Source organism: Leclercia tamurae, from assembly GCF_025566055.1.
Taxonomy (GTDB): domain Bacteria; phylum Pseudomonadota; class Gammaproteobacteria; order Enterobacterales; family Enterobacteriaceae; genus Enterobacter; species Enterobacter tamurae.
In genome coordinates, this window is record NZ_JAMHKS010000057.1 from 30,127 (window position 1) to 49,096 (window position 18,970).

Here is an 18,970-nt window from a genome sequence, read left to right on the forward strand (position 1 = left end):
GAGACGCGTGAGGCGATTGCCGGGGATTTTACTGCTTACAGGGGCAACGCTGATTGTGATTGTCGCGCTGCTCGTAAGCGGGCTGCGCCTCATACTGCCGCATCTGGATAGCTGGCGCCCTGAGCTGCTGGCGAAAATCGAATCCGCGACCGGGATGCCCGTCGCGGCCAGCCAGCTCAACGCGAGCTGGCAGAACTTCGGCCCGACCCTGGAAGTGCGCGATATCAACGCGCAGCTGAAAGACGGCGGCCACCTTAACATCAAACGCGTGACCCTGGCCCTGGACGTGTGGCAGAGCCTGCTGCACCTGCGCTGGCAGTTTCGCGATCTTACCTTTTATCAGCTGCAATTTCTGACCAACACTCCGCTACGCAGCGACGACCAGGGCGAAGGCTTCGAAGCCAACCGCATCAGCGATCTGTTCCTGCGCCAGTTCGATCATTTCGATCTGCGCGACAGTGAGATCAGCTTTATTACCCTCTCCGGGCAGCGCGCCGCACTGGCGATCCCCCAGCTCACCTGGCTCAACGGCAAAGAGCGGCACCGTGCGGAAGGTCAGGTCAGCCTCTCCAGCCTGAACGGACAGCATGGCGTGATGCAGGTGCGGATGGATCTGCGCGACGACAATGGCCTGCTGAATAACGGCAAGGTGTGGATGCAGGCCGATGACGTTGACGTCAAACCCTGGCTGGGTGAGTGGGTGCAGCAGAACATGCAGCTGGAAACCGCGCGTTTCAGCATTGAAGGCTGGATGACCCTCACCAACGGCGAGTTCGCCAGCGGCGATATCTGGCTGAAGCAGGGCGGCGCCAGCTGGCCGGGAAAGGCGCGTCAGCATCAGCTTTCGGTTGATAATCTCACCGCGCACGTCACCCGCGCGAAAGAGGGCTGGCAATTCGCCATCCCGGATACCCGCATTACCATGGACGACAAGGCGTGGCCGCGTGGCGCCCTGGCCCTGGCCTGGATCCCGGCGCAGGACGTCGGCGGCGTCGACAGTAAACGCAGCGACGAGCTGCGTATCCGCGCCAGCAATCTGGAATTGTCCGGCCTGGAAGGGCTGCGAACCATCGCGGCGAAGCTCTCCCCGGCGCTGGGCGACGTCTGGCAGGCCACCCAGCCGGTAGGGGCGATCAACGCCCTGGCGCTGGATATTCCGCTGCAAGCGACGGAAAAAACCCGCTTCAACATCGCCTGGACCGATCTTGCCTGGAAGCAGTGGGAGCTGCTGCCGGGGGCCGAGCATTTCAGCGGCACGCTGCAGGGCAGCGTGGAAGATGGCCGCCTGGTGGCCAACATCCGCGATGCGAAAATGCCTTATGAAACCGTCTTCCGCGCCCCGCTGGAGGTTGAGAAAGGTACCGCCACCCTCCACTGGCTGAAGAACGAGAAAGGTTTCCAGCTCGACGGGCGTAACATCGACGTCAAAGCCAAAGCGGTGCATGCCCGGGGTGATTTCCGCTATCTACAGCCGGCGGGTGATGAGCCCTGGCTGGGGATTCTGGCGGGCATCAGCACCGATGACGGGTCACAGGCCTGGCGCTATTTTCCTGAAAACCTGATGGGCAAAGCGCTGGTGGACTACCTGAGCGGCGCGATTCAGGGCGGGCAGGCCGATAACGCCACCCTGGTCTACGGCGGCAACCCGCACCTGTTCCCCTATAAGTACAACGAAGGCCAGTTCCAGGTTCTGGTACCGTTACGTAATGCCACCTATGCCTTCCAGCCCGAGTGGCCGGCGCTGAAAAACCTCGATATTGAGCTTAACTTTATCAATGACGGGTTGTGGATGAAGACCGACGGCGTGGCGCTGGGCGGGGTGAAAGCCAGTAACCTGACGGCGGTGATCCCGGATTATTCGAAAGAAAAGCTGCTGATTGATGCCGATATCAACGGGCCCGGGAAAGCCGTTGGGCCGTACTTTGACGAGACGCCGCTGGATGATTCCCTGGGTGCCACGCTCCAGCAGCTCCAGCTGGATGGCGATGTGAATGCTCGCTTACATCTGGATATCCCGCTGGACGGCACCATGACCACCGCCAAGGGCGACGTCAGGCTGAAAAATAACAGCCTGTTCATTAAGCCGCTGAACAGCACCATTAACAATCTCAGCGGGCAGTTCAGCTTCGTGAATGGCGATCTGAAAAGCGGGCCGCTGACCGCAAGCTGGTTTAATCAGCCGGTGAATATCGACTTCTCCACCACCGAAGGCGAGAAAGCCTATCAGGTGGGGATCAATCTTGATGCCAGCTGGCAGCCTTCGCGGATGGATGTACTACCAAAAACCATCAGCCAGTCGCTGGAAGGCCGCCTGCCGTGGAAGGGTAAGGTGGCGATTGAGCTGCCTTATCGTGGCGATGCCCGGTATAAGGTGGATATCAGCGGCGATCTGAAGAACGTCAGCAGCGACCTGCCGTCGCCGCTGGAGAAGAGCGCGGGCGAGCCGCTGCCAGTGAAGCTGAATGTCGACGGGGATCTCAACAGCTTTACCCTGACGGGCAACGCTGGCGGCAAGAATCACTTTAACAGCCGCTGGCTGCTTAACCGCAAGCTGACGCTGGATCGCGCTATCTGGACCTCCGACAGCCGCACGCTGCCGCCGCTGCCGGAGCAGTCGGGCATCGAACTCAACCTGCCGCCGATGGATGGTGCCGAGTGGTTAGCGCTATTCCAGAGCGGGGTCGGGCAAAATGTGGATGATACGGCGCAATTCCCGCAGCACATCACGGTGCGCACTCCCGCCCTGGCGCTGGGTGGACAGCAGTGGAATAACCTGAGCATCGTCTCGCAGCCTACCCTGAACGGTTCAAAAGTCGAGGCACAGGGGCGGGAGATCAATGCCACCCTGCTGATGCGCGACACTGCGCCATGGCAGGCGGAGATCCGCTACCTCTATTTCAACCCGGCGACCGCGACCGCTGGGAAAGGCAACGTCGCTTCGCCATTAGCCAGCACCACGCGGGTCAATTTCAGCGGCTGGCCTGATTTACAGCTGCGCTGTGCCGAGTGCTGGCTGTGGGGGCAGAAATATGGCCGTATCAACGGTGATTTCACCATTAAGGGCAACACCCTTACCCTGGCGGGCGGGCTGATTGATACCGGCTTCGGCCGTCTGACAGCCAACGGCGAGTGGGTGAACGGCGCCAACGAGCAGCGCACCTCCCTGAAAGGACAGATCAAAGGCAATAAGCTGGATGCGGCATCGAACTATTTCGGTGTGAGCACCCCGATTCGCGGTTCGTCGTTTGACCTCGACTACGATCTGCACTGGCGCGACCAGCCGTGGAAGCCTGACGAAGCCACGCTGAACGGCATCCTCAAAACCCGGCTGGGCAGAGGGGAAATTGCCGATCTGAGCACCGGCCATGCGGGTCAGCTGCTGCGTCTGCTCAGCTTCGACGCCCTGCTGCGTAAGCTGCGCTTTGACTTCAGCGATACCTTTAACGAAGGTTTCTACTTCGACTCGATCCGCAGCACCGCGTGGATCAAAGACGGTGTCCTGCATACCGATGACACCCTGGTCGATGGGCTGGAAGCGGATATCGCCATGAAAGGCTCCGTCAATCTGGTGCGTCGCGAACTGGATATGGAAGCGGTGGTGGCACCGGAAATTTCCGCCACCGTTGGCGTGGCAGCGGCCTTTGCCGTTAACCCGATCGTCGGCGCGGCGGTGTTTGCCGCCAGTAAAGTGCTGGGGCCGCTGTGGAGCAAAGTCTCCATTCTGCGTTACCACATCACCGGCCCGGTGGATAAACCGCAGATTAATGAAGTGCTGCGTCAGCCACGCAAAGATGCACAGCAATGATTTGACGCGGGCAATTAATTGCCTCACTCTCAATAGATAAGATCTTAGATACGTCCTGTGGACGGCAACGAACGAGTAGCAAAAACGATGAGTCTGAACCTGGTAAGTGAACATCTGCTGGCAGCGAACGGCCTGAGCCATCAGGACCTGTTTTCCATTCTTGGTCAACTGACCGAACGTCGTCTCGACTACGGCGATCTCTACTTTCAGTCGAGCTATCACGAATCCTGGGTTTTAGAAGACAGCATCATCAAAGATGGCTCGTATAACATCGACCAGGGCGTTGGTGTCCGCGCCGTTAGCGGTGAGAAAACCGGTTTTGCCTATGCGGACCAGATTAGCCTGACTGCCCTGCAGCAGAGCGCGCAGGCGGCACGTACTATCGTGCGCGACAGCGGCGATGGTCGCGTCAAAACCCTGGGCGAGGTGCAGCACTCTGCGCTCTACACCAGCGTCGATCCGCTGCAAAGCATGAGCCGCGAAGAGAAGCTGGATATCCTGCGCCGGGTGGACAAAGTGGCCCGTGCGGAAGATAAGCGCGTGCAGGAAGTCTCTGCCAGCCTGAGCGGCGTGTATGAGCTGATTCTGGTGGCGGCAACCGACGGCACCCTGGCCGCCGACGTGCGTCCGCTGGTCCGTCTTTCCGTCAGCGTGCTGGTGGAAGAGGACGGCAAACGCGAGCGCGGCTCCAGCGGCGGCGGCGGTCGTTTTGGTTACGAATGGTTCCTGAACCCGGTCGAAGGCGAAGTGCGCGCGGATGCCTGGGCGAAAGAGGCAGTGCGAATGGCGCTGGTCAACCTCTCTGCCGTGGCGGCGCCTGCGGGCACCCTGCCGGTGGTGCTGGGGGCAGGCTGGCCTGGCGTGCTGCTGCACGAAGCGGTGGGTCACGGTCTGGAAGGCGACTTCAACCGTCGTGGCACCTCGGTCTTCAGCGGCCATATGGGCGAGCTGGTGGCCTCTGAACTCTGCACCGTAGTCGATGACGGCACCATGTCCGATCGTCGTGGCTCGGTCTCTATCGACGATGAAGGAACCCCGGGTCAGTACAATGTGCTGATCGAGAACGGGATCCTGAAAGGCTACATGCAGGACAAGCTGAATGCGCGCCTGATGGGCGTAGCTCCAACCGGCAACGGTCGTCGCGAATCCTACGCGCACCTGCCGATGCCGCGTATGACCAACACCTATATGCTGGCGGGTAAATCCACGCCGCAGGAGATCATCGAGTCGGTGGAGTACGGCATCTACGCGCCAAACTTCGGCGGCGGCCAGGTGGATATCACCTCCGGCAAATTTGTCTTCTCGACCTCAGAAGCCTATCTGATCGAGAAGGGCAAAGTGACCAAAGCGGTGAAAGGCGCGACCCTGATCGGTTCTGGTATCGAAGCGATGCAGCAGATCTCGATGGTCGGTAACGATCTGAAGCTGGATAACGGCGTTGGCGTCTGCGGTAAAGAGGGCCAGAGCCTGCCGGTGGGCGTCGGTCAGCCGACCCTGAAGGTGGATAACCTCACCGTCGGTGGTACCGCGTAATTTCCCTTCCGAAATACCCTCTCCCTGTGGGAGAGGGTTATTCCTTCCTTCCCCGCATCTCCTGAAACAGCGCCGCCACCTGCACGAAATAATCCGTCAGATAGTTAATGCACACCTGCACCTTCAGCGGCAGTTTGTCCTTTTCGGTATAGACCGCATACACCGGGCGCGGATCCGACTGATAGCGCGGGAAGAGGATCTCCAGCTCGCCGCTGTTGATCTCATTGATCACCCACATCAGCGGGACGTAAGCGATCCCGGCCCCGGCCACCAGCCAGCGGGAGATGGTCATCGGATCGTTGGTGACAAAGCGGCCCTGCGGCAGCAGTTTTGTCGAAAGCCCTTCGGGGGCAATCAGCTCAAATTCATTGTCCGGGCGCACGCTGTACTCCAGCCAGGCGTGATTGCTGAGATCCGCCGGTTTCTCCGGGATCCCCGCTTTGGCGAGGTACTTTTTCGCCGCGCACACCACCATCGGCATACTGCCCAGGCGGCGGGAGAAGAGGCTGGAGTCCTGCAACGCCCCGACGCGGATCACCAGATCCAGCCCATCGGCAATCAGATCCGGGGCGGGAATGCCGGTGACCAGATTAACCGTCAGTCCCGGATACTCCTGCAACATCTCGGCGGTCATTCCCGCCAGGACATTTTGTGCCATAGTTGAAGAGCACCCGATCCGCAGCGTGCCGATAGGGGTGTTATTGAAAGCGTAGAGCTGCTCGTGTACCGACTGGGCCTCATACAGCATCCGCCGACAGCCCTGATAGTAGATTTTGCCGGCTTCGGTCAGGCCAAGGCTACGGGTGCTGCGGTTAAGCAGCTTCACCTGGAGGTCATCTTCCAGTTTGGCGACGGTCTGACTGATCGACGAGACGCTCATCTGTAGTTGCCTGGCGGCAGCGGTAAAGGAGCCCAGCTCAACGACTTTGGCAAAAACCGACATCCGTTTTAAACGTTCCATTATTCACTCTGGCTTAAAAGTGATTTAGATCACATATGATAGATAACAGCATAACAGTTACGCTAATATATTATTAATACATTATAGCTACGCCACTCTCGCCCGGCTTTTCTTGCCCCTTCTGCGGTGCCGTATGCTGAATAATTCTTTCGCCTGCTCGCTCTAATCAAGGTCAACATGAGTCTGTTTCCCGTTATCGTGGTGTTCGGATTATCGTTCCCCCCGATTTTCTTCGAACTGCTTTTATCACTGGCGATTTTTTGGCTGGTGCGAAAGGTGCTGGCTCCTACCGGGATCTATGATTTCGTCTGGCACCCTGCATTGTTCAATTCCGCGCTGTATTGCTGCCTGTTCTATCTGGTATCGCGACTGTTTGTTTGAGGTAGATGTGAAAACGCTAACAAGAAAAATCTCCCGTACCGCCATTACTCTGGCCCTGGTTCTCCTCGCGTTCATCGCTATTTTTCGCGCGTGGGTTTACTACACCGAATCACCCTGGACGCGCGATGCACGCTTTAGCGCCGATATCGTCGCCATTGCTCCGGATGTCGCGGGGCTGATCACTGCCGTCAATGTGCATGACAACCAGCTGGTGAAAAAGGATCAGGTGCTGTTTACCGTTGATCAGCCGCGCTACCAGAAAGCGCTGGAAGAAGCGGAAGCCGATGTTGCCTACTACAAGGCACTGGCTGCGGAAAAACGCCGTGAGGCAGGGCGCCGTAATCAGCTCGGCGTGCAGGCGATGTCCCGCGAGGAGATCGACCAGTCTAACAACGTGCTGCAAACCGTGCTGCATCAGATGGCGAAGGCCGAGGCCACGCGGGATCTGGCAAAGCTCGATCTTGAGCGTACCGTGATCCGCGCCCCGTCCGACGGCTGGGTAACTAACCTCAACGTCTATACCGGCGAGTTTATTACCCGCGGCTCTACCGCCGTGGCGCTGGTGAAACAGCACTCCTTCTATGTGCTCGCCTATATGGAAGAGACCAAGCTGGAGAACGTCCGTCCCGGCTATCGGGTAGAAATTACCCCCCTGGGCAGCAACCGTGTCCTGAAAGGAACGGTCGACAGCGTGGCGGCAGGGGTGACCAACTCCAGCGCCACCCGTGACAGCAAAGGGATGGCGACCGTTGACTCCAATCTGGAGTGGGTGCGTCTGGCCCAGCGCGTGCCGGTGCGTATTCGACTCGACGATCAGCAGGGCAACCTGTGGCCGGCGGGTACCACCGCCACCGTCGTCATCACCGGTGAGAAAGATCGGGACGCCAGCCATGACTCGCTGTTCCGCAAAATTGCCCATCGCCTGCGCGAGTTCGGTTAATCGCCATGGGCATCTTCTCCATCGCCAACCAGCACCTGCGCTTCGCGGTTAAGCTGGCCTTCGCCATCGTGCTGGCGCTGTTCATCGGCTTTCACTTTCAGCTGGAAACGCCCCGCTGGGCGGTACTGACGGCGGCGATCGTTGCCGCAGGCCCGGCGTTTGCGGCGGGGGGTGAACCTTACTCCGGCGCCATCCGCTACCGTGGGATGCTGCGTATTGTCGGCACCTTTATCGGCTGTATCGCCGCGCTGACCATCGTCATCCTGATGATCCGTACCCCGCTGCTGATGCTGATGGTGTGCTGTATCTGGGCCGGTTTCTGCACCTGGATCTCCTCCCTGGTGCGGGTGGAAAACTCCTACGCCTGGGGGCTCTCCGGCTATACCGCCCTGATCATTATCATCACCATCGAGACCAACCCACTGTTGACGCCGCAGTTTGCCGTGGAGCGCTGCAGTGAGATTGTGATGGGGATTGTCTGTGCGATCGTGGCAGATCTCTTGTTCTCTCCTCGCTCCATTAAGCAGGAGGTCGATCGCGAGTTGGACGCGCTGATCGTTGCCCAGTACCAGCTGATGCAGCTGTGCATTAAGCATGGCGACAGTGAAGAGGTCGATAACGCCTGGAGTGCGCTGGTGCGTCGTACCACCGCTCTGGAAGGGATGCGCAGCAACCTCAATATGGAGTCGTCGCGCTGGTCACGGGCAAACCGCCGCCTGAAGGCGCTGAATACCGTCTCCTTAACGCTGATCACCCAGGCCTGTGAAACCTATCTGATACAGAATACCCGCCCCGAGGCGATCACTGAGACCTTCCGGGAACAGTTTTCCGTCCCCGTCGAGACGGTTCAGGATGTGCATAAACAGCTCAAACGCATGCGGCGGGTCATCGCCTGGACCGGCGAGCGTGATACTCCGGTCACCATCTACACCTGGGTTGGCGCGGCGACGCGCTACCTGCTGCTCAAACGTGGCGTGATCGGCAATACCAGGATCAGCGCCACCGAAGAGGAAGTCCTGCAGGGCGAGGTGGTGGTCAAAGCCGAGTCGGCGGAACGTCACCACGCGATGGTCAACTTCTGGCGCACTACGCTTGCCTGCATGCTCGGGACGCTGTTCTGGCTGTGGACCGGCTGGACCTCCGGCAGCGGTGCGATGGTGATGATCGCCGTGGTCACCTCGCTGGCGATGCGTCTGCCCAATCCGCGGATGGTGGCGCTCGATTTTCTGTACGGCACCCTGGCAGCGCTCCCGCTGGGCGCTTTCTATTTCCTGGTGGTTCTGCCCTCGACCCAGCAAAGCATGCTGCTGCTCTGTATCAGCCTTGCGGTGATGGCTTTCTTTATTGGTATAGAAGTGCAGAAGCGCCGTCTGGGCTCGCTCGGGGCGCTGGCCAGTACCATCAATATTCTGGTGCTGGATAACCCGATGACGTTCCATTTCAGCCAGTTCCTCGACAGCGCGCTGGGGCAGATTGTCGGCTGTTTCCTGGCGATGATGGTGATTCTGCTGGTACGTGATAACTCCCAGGCCCGTACCGGACGCGTGCTGCTGAACCAGTTTGTGTCCGCCGCCGTTTCAGCAATGACCACCAACACCGCCCGGCGCAAGGAGAACCATCTCCCCGCGCTCTATCAGCAGCTGTTTTTACTGCTGACCAAATTCCCGGGCGATGTCGCGAAATTCCGCCTGGCTCTGACCCTGATCATCGCCCATCAGCGTCTGCGCAACGCGCCGGTGCCGATCAATGACGATCTCTCTGCGTTCCATCGCCAGCTGCGACGTACTGCCGATCATGTCATTTCGGCCTCCAGCGACGATAAGCGGCGACGCTACTTTGCCCAGCTGCTGGCGGAGCTGGAGATCTACCAGGAAAAACTGCGCATCTGGGAGGCACCGCGACAGGTGACCGAACCGGTGCAGCGGCTGGTGGGGATGTTGCATCGCTACCAGAATGCCCTGACCGACAGCTGATCCTCCTGAAAACCGACGCCGTAAGCGTCGGTTTTTTTGTGACTATACTTATTCGGGCAAGTACTTAAACCCCGAATGGGAGGATACATGACTACCCAGGCTCTTCAGGACAGTGCGCTATTTCAGACAGGATATTTGGTCGATGGTGTATGGAAAACGCTCGATACCACATTCGATGTCGTTAACCCGGCCACTGGCGAGGTGATTGCCAGCGTGGCCAAAGCGGGCACCAAAGAGACCGAAGAAGCTATCGCCGCCGCGAGCCGTGCTTTCCCGGCGTGGCGTGCCAGAACCGCAAAAGAACGCTCGACCATCCTTTATCGCTGGTATGAACTCATCATTGAGAACAAGCAGTGGCTTGGACAACTGATGACCACCGAGCAGGGCAAACCGCTAAAAGAGGCGGAGGGCGAGGTGGAGTATGCGGCCAGCTTTATTCAGTGGTTCGCCGAGCAGGCCAAACGCGCCAACGGTGAAATCATTCCCCCTGTAAAACCCGGCTCCCGCATTCTGGCCACCCGCGAACCGATTGGTGTGGTGGCGGCAATCACGCCGTGGAATTTCCCGATGGCGATGCTGACCCGCAAGCTCGGCCCGGCGCTGGCCGCAGGCTGTACCGGGGTGATCAAGCCAGCCAACAACACGCCGCTCAGCGCCTTTGCACTGCTGACCCTGGCCAAAAAAGCGGGCGTCCCGGATGGCGTACTCAACGCGGTGGCGGGCAGTACCTCCGAGATCAGCGATGCGATCATGGCCAGCCATGAGGTGCGCAAAATCTCCTTTACCGGCTCGACGGCGGTCGGCAAAACGCTGGTACGCAATGCCGCCGAGACCATGAAAAAAGTCTCGATGGAGCTGGGCGGGAATGCGCCCTATATCGTCTTTGACGATGCCGATATTGATGCTGCGGTGAAAGGCGCTATTGCCAACAAATTCCGTAATGCCGGCCAGGTGTGCGTCAGCGTCAACCGTTTCTATATTCAGGAGTCGGTATATGACGCTTTTGTCAGCCAGCTCGCCGCCGCCGTAAACGACTTAAAAGTAGGGAACGGCCTGGAGGAGGGCACCGTAGTCGGGCCGCTGATTGAACCTGCCGCCGTGGACAAAGTGCGTGAGCATGTCGAGGACGCGGTCGCCAAAGGGGCGACGGTACTGGCAGGCGGCAAGGCGCACGCGCTGGGCGGCAACTTCTGGCAGCCAACGGTGTTGGGCGATTGTCATGAAGGCATGATGCTCGCCAGCGAAGAGACCTTTGGGCCCGTTGCGGCCTGCTTCCGTTTTACCTCCGAAGAGGAGGTTATCCAGCGCGCCAATAATACGCCGTTTGGTCTGGCCGCCTATTTCTATACCCAGAATCTGCAGCGGGTATTCCGTGTCTCACAGGCCATTGAGAGTGGGATGATCGGGGTTAACGAATGTGCGGTCTCCACCGAGCTGGGGCCGTTTGGCGGGGTAAAAGAGTCAGGGCTGGGCCGTGAAGGGTCAGTATTGGGACTGGAGGAGTTCCTGGAAGTGAAAACCCTGCATATCGGGGGATTATAATCGACAGGGCGGCAGCAGCCGCCCGCCTGGACGGGGTGGCGGGAAATGAATATCTATACGTTTGATTTTGATGAAATCGACAGTCAGGAAGACTTTTATCGTGAGTTTTCACGAACCTTTGGCATAAAACGAGAGAGCGTGACGGACCTGGATTCTCTGTGGGAGATTGTCACCGGTAACCAGCTGCCGCTGCCGCTTGAAATTGAGTTTACCCATTTACCGGAAAAACTGCGCAGGCGCTTCGGGGCATTGATCCTGCTGTTTGATGAGGCGGAAGAGGAGCTGGAAGGTCAGATTCGCTTTAACGTTCGTCCGTAAAAGGCAAAAAAAAGCCCCTGCGAGGCAGGGGCAAGTCGTAATTCAATACGACGAGGGTTTATTTGTACAGCTCGGCCGTGGCATGCCAGTGGTCGCCTGTATTCATCTCGGTAATGCGATAGCTGCTGGCGCCCGCTTTTTCAGCTTTTGCGGCCAGGGCCTGACGGATATCCATTGGAGAACCGGCTACTTCAGTCACGCCTACGCTACCCATTGATTGCAGGTTTTGTGCTTGCTCCGCGGTAACCTGATGCACAGCTGCGCTGGCACCGAATGAGAGAACGAAAGCTAAACCAAGGGTGGCGATGATTAATTTAGTGTTCATAGTCTTTACTCCTTACAGGGCACGTTCAACGGCAAGAAGGGTTGTGCTGCTATTTTTATGCCTGGTGTCGTTGAACTGAGATAACGGGTAGTTCGGGTTATGCGCGGTACGTCTTATTTGTACAGCTCAGCAGTAGCATGCCAGTGGTCACCGGTACGCGCTTCGATCACGCGGTAGGAGGAGGCACCCTGTTCCTGCGCTTTTTTGCTCAGCATCTGGTTCATGTCCATCGGAGAAGTACCGATTGCACCAACAGAAACAGTACCGATAGATTCGCGGGACTGGGCCTGATCGGCATTAATTGAATCGGCGGCAAAGGCACCGAAAGACAGGACAGACAGAACGCTTAGGGTGGCTACGGTAGTTTTGATTTTCATGATTCTTTTCCTCGTCATATTCTTTACTGGGGTCTTCATTTCGTGACCCTCATCACAAAATCAAGTATACACTAATAACGGCAAATATTAATACCATGCTAATTGTTTCTCGTGAAATTACGTATTAAGCAGACAATGTTTTATAACTGAAGAGAATAAAAAAACGGGAATCAGACGCGTGCTGGTAGATTATTTTAAGAAAAATCAGCGGGATAGTAGAATTTGATTATTCGTGCGGTCGTGAAAGTATCATCCACTATATGAATGAATTGAAGTGGAAAAACGCACTATTTGTTAAATCGCAGATAACAGATTGTAAGGCAAAACGAGGCGGGAGCCGAAGATTCCCCGCTGCGCCAGGCAGCAGGGAAGACGATCAGAGTTCCTGTTCGAACAGCACCAGAATGGCTTCGTAGAGGTCTTTCACCGAGAAACCATTAGCCGGGGTGGTGAAGATGGTATCGTCGCCGGCGATGGTGCCGAGAATACCTTCAGCTTTGCCGAGCGAGTCGAGCAGACGCGCAATAAGCTGGGCAGCGCCCGGGCTGGTGTGGATCACCACCACCGCATCGTTATAGTCGATATCCAGCACCAGATTCTTCAGCGGGCTCGAGGTGGTCGGTACGCCCAGCTCAGCAGGCAGACAGTAAACCATCTCCATTTTAGCGTTGCGGGTACGCACCGCGCCAAATTTGGTTAACATGCGGGAGACTTTCGACTGGTTGATATTTTCGAAGCCTTCTTCCTGTAAGGCCTGAACGATCTCACCCTGAGAACTAAACTTTTCTTCTTTAAGCAGCGCTTTGAACGCCTTAACCAATTCTTCTTGTTTAGAAGAGATTCGCATAAATCACCCGAAATATAGCGGTAGAAACAACATTATTATGCACATGGATGAATTTTTATGCAAACTATCTGCCCAATCTTAGGCTGAAATAATGTTATGAAAGGGAGTGATTTTATCAAATTTCGTTATCGAGGAACATGCCTGCGTCACGCCTCGCAAATAAGCTTAAAAGTAAATTAAATGTTATCAAATTGATGTTGTTTTGGTGGCTGGCGAGGGTGTATTGTAACCCCCTCTTGATTCGTTGCTTAGTTATCGCATAACGCCTGATAGCCTTCCGGCAGAAGCGAAAAGCGCGTGACCGCTAATTCTCAAACCATGAAGATTGTAATTATTGATCTGCTGAATTAAGGTCGCCGCGACGGAGTAACAGAAAGTTAGCTCACCATAATAAGGAGTTTAGGATGAAAGTCGCAGTCCTCGGCGCTGCTGGCGGTATCGGCCAGGCGCTTGCCCTACTACTGAAAACTCAGCTGCCTGCAGGCTCAGAACTCTCTCTGTACGACATTGCCCCGGTAACCCCTGGTGTGGCGGTTGACCTGAGCCACATCCCGACGGCTGTCAAAATCAAAGGCTTCTCCGGTGAAGATGCGCGCCCGGCGCTCGAAGGCGCAGACGTTGTGCTGATCTCCGCAGGCGTGGCGCGTAAGCCAGGCATGGATCGTTCTGACCTGTTCAACGTGAATGCCGGTATCGTTAAGAACCTGATTCAGCAGGTCGCGACAACCTGTCCGAAAGCCTGCATCGGGATCATCACTAACCCGGTTAATACCACTGTTGCTATCGCAGCAGAAGTGCTGAAAAAAGCGGGCGTGTATGACAAGAACAAACTGTTTGGCGTAACCACGCTGGACATCATCCGCTCCAACACCTTTGTAGCGGAACTGAAAGGCAAGCAGCCGAACGAGCTGGAAGTGCCGGTTATCGGCGGCCACTCTGGCGTGACCATTCTGCCACTGCTGTCCCAGATCCCAGGCGTGAGCTTCACCGAGCAGGAAGTGGCTGACCTGACCAAACGTATCCAGAACGCGGGCACCGAAGTGGTGGAAGCGAAGGCGGGTGGCGGATCTGCAACCCTCTCTATGGGTCAGGCGGCAGCACGTTTCGGTCTCTCTCTGGTACGCGCCCTGCAGGGTGAGCAAGGCGTGGTGGAATGTGCGTACGTTGAAGGTGACGGCGAGCATGCACGCTTCTTCTCTCAGCCGCTGCTGCTGGGCAAAAACGGTATCGAAGAGCGTAAATCTATCGGCACCCTGAGCGCGTTCGAGCAGCAGGCGATGGCCGGCATGCTGGACACCCTGAAGAACGATATCGTCCTGGGCGAAGAGTTTGTTAACAAGTAAGCGACTCACTCCCCGTCAGGGCAATAAAAAACCGGAGCACTGACTCCGGTTTTTTTATGTCTGCTGACTTAGTTAGTGGCCGGGTATTCCTGAATGGTCACCTGCAGCGTCAGTTTCTTATCATCCCGCATCACTTCCACCGGAATGATGGAGCCAGGCCTGATCTCAGCCACCTGATCCATCGTCTCCAGAGCCGACAACGCCGGTTTACCGTTCACCGAGACGATAACGTCGTTAACCTTGATGCCAGCTTCCGCTGCCGGGCCGCCGGGAGTGACTTCGTTCACCACAATCCCCTGGATCTGGTCGATGCCGCCACCCTGGGTATGCAGCGGAGCAATCTCACGTCCGCCAATGCCAATGTAGCCACGGATCACCCGTCCGTCGCGAATGAGCTTATCCATAATCTTATTAGCCAGCTGGAACGGGATGGCGAAGCCAATGCCTTCGGGCGTTTCCCCGTCGTTGCTCTTATCAAACGAGAGGGTATTGATGCCCATCAGTTCGCCCAGTGAGTTCACCAGCGCGCCGCCGGAGTTGCCGTGGTTGATGGAGGCGTCCGTCTGCAGGAAGTTCTGCCGCCCGGAGGGGTTCAGGCCGATCCGCCCCGTCGCGCTGATAATCCCTTGGGTGATGGTCTGCCCGAGGTTATAAGGGTTACCGATCGCCAGCACCACGTCACCGATATGCGGGGTACGTTTACGGTTGATAGGGATAATGGGCAGGCCGCCCGTGGCATTAATTTTGAGGACCGCCAGATCCGTCAGGCTGTCAGAACCTACCAGCAGGGCCTCAAAGACGCGACCGTCCTGCAGCGCAACGATGATCTGATCGGCATCGTTGATCACATGTTTGTTGGTAATGATGTAGCCGCGTTCATCCATGATCACCCCGGAGCCCAGGGTACGGATCTCCAGCTGATTATGGCTGGTGCTGTTCAGCCCGCGGTTATAGACGTTAACCACCGCAGGCGCGGCGCGGCGTACTGCCTGATTATAACTGGCAGGTGTTTCATCTGCGCTGTCAAATTGCGGCGCAGCCAGCTGATTAAACTGACGTAAAGAGGGCATCGCGACCAGTAACAGGCCACCTACAACCAGGCCGATGGCGACCGAACGAATGAGCTTTAAAACCATGATACGGGCGTCGTTAAGGGAAGATCGCAAGCAGCATAGCATGACTTATCCGGACATCACACGTGGCGATGTCCGGACCCGTACAGGCTTAACGCAGCAAAATATAGAGTGTGTCGTTACCGCGCACGATCTGCAGGGCGATAACGGTCGGTTTGCCTGCCAGCACTTTGCGCATTTCGGCGATGGACTGCACGCGAACGCGGTTCACCCCGATGATCACGTCATTCTCATGCAGACCGGCCTGCGCGGCAGGACTACTCTTCTCAACGCTGTCGAGGGTGATGCCCTTGGTGCCGTCTTTCAACTGCCCGTCGCTTAAGGTCGCCCCTTGCAGCGCCGGGGCAATCATCTCTGCGCTGGCGGATGATGAGGTGCTTTTATCCAGCGTGACCTGCAGATCCAGCGGTTTGCCGTCACGCAGAATACCGAGCTTAACCGTGGCGCCCGGCTCCGTGGTGGCGATGCGCGAACGCAGTTCAGCAAAGCTGCTTAACGGTTTGTCATTCAGACTGACGATCACGTCCCCGGATTTGACGCCCGCTTTTGCCGAGCCGGAATTCGGTAATACTTCGCTGACGAAGGCGCCGCGCTGCACGTTCAGGTTGAACGCTTTGGCAATATCCGCGCTCATTTCCGTGCCTTTGATGCCCAGCAGCCCGCGTTTGACTTCGCCAAACTCAATCAGCTGCTGTGCCAGAGTGCGGGCCATGTTGCTGGGGATAGCAAAACCAATCCCTACGCTGCCACCGCCAGGCGCCAGAATAGCGGTGTTAATGCCGATCAGCTCCCCGTTCAGGTTCAGCAGGGCGCCGCCGGAGTTACCGCGGTTAATGGAGGCGTCAGTCTGGATAAAGTTTTCCAGTCCTTCAAGGTTCAGGCCACTGCGGCCCAGAGCGGAAACGATGCCGGAGGTGGCCGTCTGGCCGAGGCCGAAGGGGTTACCGACCGCGACGGCGAAATCCCCGACGCGTAACTTGTCGGAATCCGCGATGGCGATCTGCGTCAGGCCGGTGGGGTTTTGTAACTGCAGCAGGGCGATATCACTCTGATCGTCCCCGCCAATCAGTTTGGCTTCGAACTCCCGGCCATCGTTCATCTGGACGCTGATTTTATCGGCATGGCTGATGACGTGGTTATTGGTCAGGACATAACCTTTCGCGGCATCAATCACCACGCCGGAGCCCAACCCTTCAAAAGGCTGCGCCTGGTCAGGGGCCTCATCGCCAAAATACTTTTTCAGCTCCTCCGGGATGCGCTGACTTTGCACAGCGGTGCCTTCAACCTGCACGCTGACGACCGCAGGCAGGACTTTTTCCAGCATCGGGGCAAGGCTCGGGAGCGCCGCCTGGCCCGGGACCTGCGAAGGGATTGCGGCCGCCGCCGGATATGATGCCGACAGCGATAATCCGATACTCAATGCTAACGCGCTCAACAGCTGATTTTTTTTGTTCATTTATGCTGGCTCTCGCAACCTGGAATGGAAGAATAACGGCCCAAAAACAGTCTGATGTTATTGAATTTTAAAACGCTGGACAATGAGGTGTTTGACTAAATAATAGCTGGGGTCGGGAAGAAAGGACGGGCGCAAGGGCTGCGCCCGTAAAATTTATTTATGATGTGCGATTAATCGCGCTTTGCGCCACCGCGCAGCAGGCCGGATGCGCCTTCGGAGTAGTCACGTGGCATCTGTACGGGCGCCTGATCGTTACCGGCTTCGGACTCCGCCAGACGGTTGCGGAACGGATTGTTCTCCGCGCTCATCTCCGGCAGCAGGCTGCTGGAGCTTTTCGCCATGTGCTGATAAAGCTTGCGGTAATCATGGGCCATGTTGTCCAGCAGCTCGGCGCTCTGGGCAAAGTGGCTTACCAGCTCTTCGCGATACTCATCCAGCTCAGCTTTGTTCTTTTCCAGTTCGTACTGCAACGCCTGTTGCTGGCGCAATTTACGATTTCCAAAACGCATGGCCACGGCGCCAATAGCGATGCCGACGACTAAACCAATTAGCGCATATTCCCAGGTCATGAACATCTCCCGTTGTCTTGTGGTTCCGTAGGGTGTTGGCTCGGCTTCATGCCTGTGCCTGATTATGCCACTATAACCGCTATTTCCTTAGAAGTGGAATCCCACCGCATCATCGCGTACTGTAGAACGGCCTTTTTTTCGCCAACTGAACAGGCTGGCGGGTATTAATTGAAGGAATAACAACAAGATTATGCAAAGCCTTTCCCCCACATCGCGTTATCAACAGGCCCTGAATGAGGGTTCCCACCAGCCAGATGATGTACAGCGTGAAGCGGTAAATCGTCTGGACAGTATCTGGCAGTCGCTGACCAACCAGCCGAACGAAGCTGCACCTGCGGCAGGACTCAAGGCCGCGTTTGGACGGCTGCTGGGTAAGAAAGCGCCGCAGGGCGTCACGCCGGTACGCGGTTTATATATGTGGGGCGGGGTAGGGCGCGGTAAAACCTGGCTGATGGATCTGTTCTACCAGAGCCTGCCGGGAACGCGTAAGCAGCGTCTGCATTTTCACCGCTTTATGCTGCGGGTGCATGAAGAGCTGACCGCCCTGCAGGGGCAAAGCGATCCGCTGGATATCGTTGCCGAGCGTTTCAAAGCCGAAACCGACGTGCTGTGCTTTGATGAGTTTTTTGTGTCAGATATTACCGACGCCATGCTGCTGGGTGGGTTGATGAAAGCGCTGTTTGCCCGGGGCATTACCCTGGTGGCGACTTCTAATATCCCTCCGGATGAGCTGTACCGTAATGGCTTGCAACGCGCCCGCTTCCTGCCTGCTATCGATGCAATTAAAGAACATTGCGACATCATGAATGTCGATGCCGGCGTCGATTATCGCCTGCGGACGCTGACCCAGGCCCATCTGTGGATTTCGCCGTTGAACGACGAGACGCAACAGCAGATGGACAAACTGTGGCTGGTTCTGGCAGGGGCCGGGCGTGACAACGCCGCCGTGCTGGAAGTAAACCATCGACCGCTGCAAACGCTGGGCGTTGTCAATCAAACCCTCGCCGTGTCGTTTGCGACCCTGTGTGTCGATGCCCGCAGTCAGCACGACTATATTGCGCTCTCGCGCTTGTTCCACACGGTGATGCTGTTTGATGTCCCGGTAATGACCACGCTGATGGAGAGTGAAGCCCGACGCTTTATCGCGCTGGTGGATGAGTTTTACGAACGCCACGTCAAGCTGGTGGTGAGCGCCGCCGTGCCTTTATATGACGTTTATCAGGGTGAGCGGCTGAAGTTTGAGTTCCAGCGCTGCCTGTCGCGCCTGCAGGAAATGCAGAGCGAGGAGTATCTGAAGCGCGAGCATATGCCGTAATAAACGCCACCCTCTCCCCGTGGGATGTACGGTCCGGGGACATCATGAACACTTGTTCGGGGACATGGTAGACACTTACAACTAAGGCATAAGAACCCGTCTGTGGAGTCGCTTATGCCGTGGGATGCGAGAGATACCATGTCACTACGTAC

The 18,970-nt window shown here is 57.1% G+C and carries 16 protein-coding genes; 9 read left to right on the top strand and 7 right to left on the bottom strand.

What is annotated here, in order from left to right; genetic code table 11:
• Window positions 1–7 precede the first annotated feature (7 nt).
• Together yhdP and tldD are read left to right on the top strand one after the other, a co-directional pair.
• On the top strand, window positions 8–3,805 hold the full coding sequence (gene yhdP, locus M8318_RS00715) for an AsmA2 domain-containing protein YhdP (RefSeq protein WP_262660643.1): 3,798 nt from the start codon (window positions 8–10) through the stop codon (window positions 3,803–3,805).
• Between the two features lie 87 nt (window positions 3,806–3,892).
• On the top strand, window positions 3,893–5,338 hold the full coding sequence (gene tldD / locus M8318_RS00720) for a metalloprotease TldD (RefSeq protein ID WP_262660644.1): 1,446 nt from the start codon (window positions 3,893–3,895) through the stop codon (window positions 5,336–5,338).
• A 37-nt stretch (window positions 5,339–5,375) separates the two neighbouring features.
• Here tldD and aaeR read toward each other — a convergent pair whose 3' ends face one another.
• Entirely contained in the window at window positions 5,376–6,299 is a 924-nt protein-coding gene (aaeR, locus tag M8318_RS00725; protein WP_106994867.1) for an HTH-type transcriptional activator AaeR, read from the bottom strand.
• Between the two features lie 177 nt (window positions 6,300–6,476).
• Here aaeR and aaeX point away from each other — a divergent pair, with 177 nt between their 5' ends.
• The 5 genes from aaeX (at window position 6,477) to M8318_RS00750 (ending at window position 11,453) form a co-directional block, all read left to right on the top strand.
• Window positions 6,477–6,680 carry a p-hydroxybenzoic acid efflux pump operon protein AaeX gene (gene aaeX, locus M8318_RS00730; RefSeq protein ID WP_032614553.1) on the top strand — a complete coding sequence of 68 codons (204 nt, stop codon included), beginning with the start codon at window positions 6,477–6,479 and terminating at the stop codon, window positions 6,678–6,680.
• 7 nt (window positions 6,681–6,687) lie between these two features.
• The gene (gene aaeA, locus M8318_RS00735) at window positions 6,688–7,620 is read left to right on the top strand and encodes a p-hydroxybenzoic acid efflux pump subunit AaeA (RefSeq protein WP_262660645.1); all 933 of its coding nucleotides are present in this window, start codon (window positions 6,688–6,690) and stop codon (window positions 7,618–7,620) included.
• A gap of 5 nt (window positions 7,621–7,625) precedes the next feature.
• Window positions 7,626–9,593 carry a p-hydroxybenzoic acid efflux pump subunit AaeB gene (gene aaeB / locus M8318_RS00740; RefSeq protein ID WP_262660646.1) on the top strand — a complete coding sequence of 656 codons (1,968 nt, stop codon included), beginning with the start codon at window positions 7,626–7,628 and terminating at the stop codon, window positions 9,591–9,593.
• 87 nt (window positions 9,594–9,680) lie between these two features.
• Window positions 9,681–11,135: an NAD-dependent succinate-semialdehyde dehydrogenase gene (locus M8318_RS00745; RefSeq protein WP_262660647.1), complete on the top strand. Its 1,455-nt coding sequence runs from the start codon at window positions 9,681–9,683 to the stop codon at window positions 11,133–11,135.
• Between the two features lie 45 nt (window positions 11,136–11,180).
• Window positions 11,181–11,453: a barstar family protein gene (locus M8318_RS00750; RefSeq protein WP_166184270.1), complete on the top strand. Its 273-nt coding sequence runs from the start codon at window positions 11,181–11,183 to the stop codon at window positions 11,451–11,453.
• 58 nt (window positions 11,454–11,511) lie between these two features.
• Here M8318_RS00750 and yhcN (M8318_RS00755) read toward each other — a convergent pair whose 3' ends face one another.
• The 3 genes from yhcN (M8318_RS00755) to argR form a co-directional block, all read right to left on the bottom strand.
• The gene (gene yhcN / locus M8318_RS00755; RefSeq protein WP_262660648.1) at window positions 11,512–11,778 is read right to left on the bottom strand and encodes a peroxide/acid stress response protein YhcN; all 267 of its coding nucleotides are present in this window, start codon (window positions 11,776–11,778) and stop codon (window positions 11,512–11,514) included.
• Window positions 11,779–11,891: 113 nt separating this feature from the next.
• Entirely contained in the window at window positions 11,892–12,155 is a 264-nt protein-coding gene (gene yhcN / locus M8318_RS00760) for a peroxide/acid stress response protein YhcN (RefSeq protein WP_261644878.1), read from the bottom strand.
• 376 nt (window positions 12,156–12,531) lie between these two features.
• Window positions 12,532–13,002: a transcriptional regulator ArgR gene (argR, locus tag M8318_RS00765; RefSeq protein WP_032614540.1), complete on the bottom strand. Its 471-nt coding sequence runs from the start codon at window positions 13,000–13,002 to the stop codon at window positions 12,532–12,534.
• A 404-nt stretch (window positions 13,003–13,406) separates the two neighbouring features.
• Between argR and mdh the strand changes: the two genes are divergently transcribed.
• Entirely contained in the window at window positions 13,407–14,345 is a 939-nt protein-coding gene (mdh, locus tag M8318_RS00770) for a malate dehydrogenase (protein WP_262660649.1), read from the top strand.
• Window positions 14,346–14,413: 68 nt separating this feature from the next.
• Here the strand turns inward: mdh and degS are convergent, their stop codons facing one another.
• From degS to zapG, 3 genes are all read right to left on the bottom strand, one after another.
• Window positions 14,414–15,481, bottom strand: coding sequence for an outer membrane-stress sensor serine endopeptidase DegS (gene degS / locus M8318_RS00775; RefSeq protein WP_106994860.1), 1,068 nt, complete (start codon window positions 15,479–15,481; stop codon window positions 14,414–14,416).
• Between the two features lie 88 nt (window positions 15,482–15,569).
• Window positions 15,570–16,934: a serine endoprotease DegQ gene (degQ, locus tag M8318_RS00780; protein ID WP_262660650.1), complete on the bottom strand. Its 1,365-nt coding sequence runs from the start codon at window positions 16,932–16,934 to the stop codon at window positions 15,570–15,572.
• Window positions 16,935–17,104: 170 nt separating this feature from the next.
• Window positions 17,105–17,503 (bottom strand): Z-ring associated protein ZapG, encoded by a 399-nt coding sequence (zapG, locus tag M8318_RS00785; protein WP_106994858.1) that lies wholly within the window; start codon window positions 17,501–17,503, stop codon window positions 17,105–17,107.
• Between the two features lie 190 nt (window positions 17,504–17,693).
• Between zapG and zapE the strand changes: the two genes are divergently transcribed.
• Window positions 17,694–18,818, top strand: coding sequence for a cell division protein ZapE (gene zapE / locus M8318_RS00790; protein WP_262660652.1), 1,125 nt, complete (start codon window positions 17,694–17,696; stop codon window positions 18,816–18,818).
• The last annotated feature ends 152 nt before the right edge of the window (window positions 18,819–18,970 follow it).

Coding starts and splice junctions, on each gene's coding strand:
- aaeR (WP_106994867.1), bottom strand. CDS start 6,299: ATGGAACGTTTAAAACGGATGTCGGTTTTTGCCAAAGTCGTTGAGCTG.
- zapE (WP_262660652.1), top strand. CDS start 17,694: ATGCAAAGCCTTTCCCCCACATCGCGTTATCAACAGGCCCTGAATGAG.
- aaeB (WP_262660646.1), top strand. CDS start 7,626: ATGGGCATCTTCTCCATCGCCAACCAGCACCTGCGCTTCGCGGTTAAG.
- tldD (WP_262660644.1), top strand. CDS start 3,893: ATGAGTCTGAACCTGGTAAGTGAACATCTGCTGGCAGCGAACGGCCTG.
- mdh (WP_262660649.1), top strand. CDS start 13,407: ATGAAAGTCGCAGTCCTCGGCGCTGCTGGCGGTATCGGCCAGGCGCTT.
- zapG (WP_106994858.1), bottom strand. CDS start 17,503: ATGACCTGGGAATATGCGCTAATTGGTTTAGTCGTCGGCATCGCTATT.
- degQ (WP_262660650.1), bottom strand. CDS start 16,934: ATGAACAAAAAAAATCAGCTGTTGAGCGCGTTAGCATTGAGTATCGGA.
- yhcN (WP_262660648.1), bottom strand. CDS start 11,778: ATGAACACTAAATTAATCATCGCCACCCTTGGTTTAGCTTTCGTTCTC.
- degS (WP_106994860.1), bottom strand. CDS start 15,481: ATGGTTTTAAAGCTCATTCGTTCGGTCGCCATCGGCCTGGTTGTAGGT.
- M8318_RS00745 (WP_262660647.1), top strand. CDS start 9,681: ATGACTACCCAGGCTCTTCAGGACAGTGCGCTATTTCAGACAGGATAT.
- aaeX (WP_032614553.1), top strand. CDS start 6,477: ATGAGTCTGTTTCCCGTTATCGTGGTGTTCGGATTATCGTTCCCCCCG.
- M8318_RS00750 (WP_166184270.1), top strand. CDS start 11,181: ATGAATATCTATACGTTTGATTTTGATGAAATCGACAGTCAGGAAGAC.
- argR (WP_032614540.1), bottom strand. CDS start 13,002: ATGCGAATCTCTTCTAAACAAGAAGAATTGGTTAAGGCGTTCAAAGCG.
- yhcN (WP_261644878.1), bottom strand. CDS start 12,155: ATGAAAATCAAAACTACCGTAGCCACCCTAAGCGTTCTGTCTGTCCTG.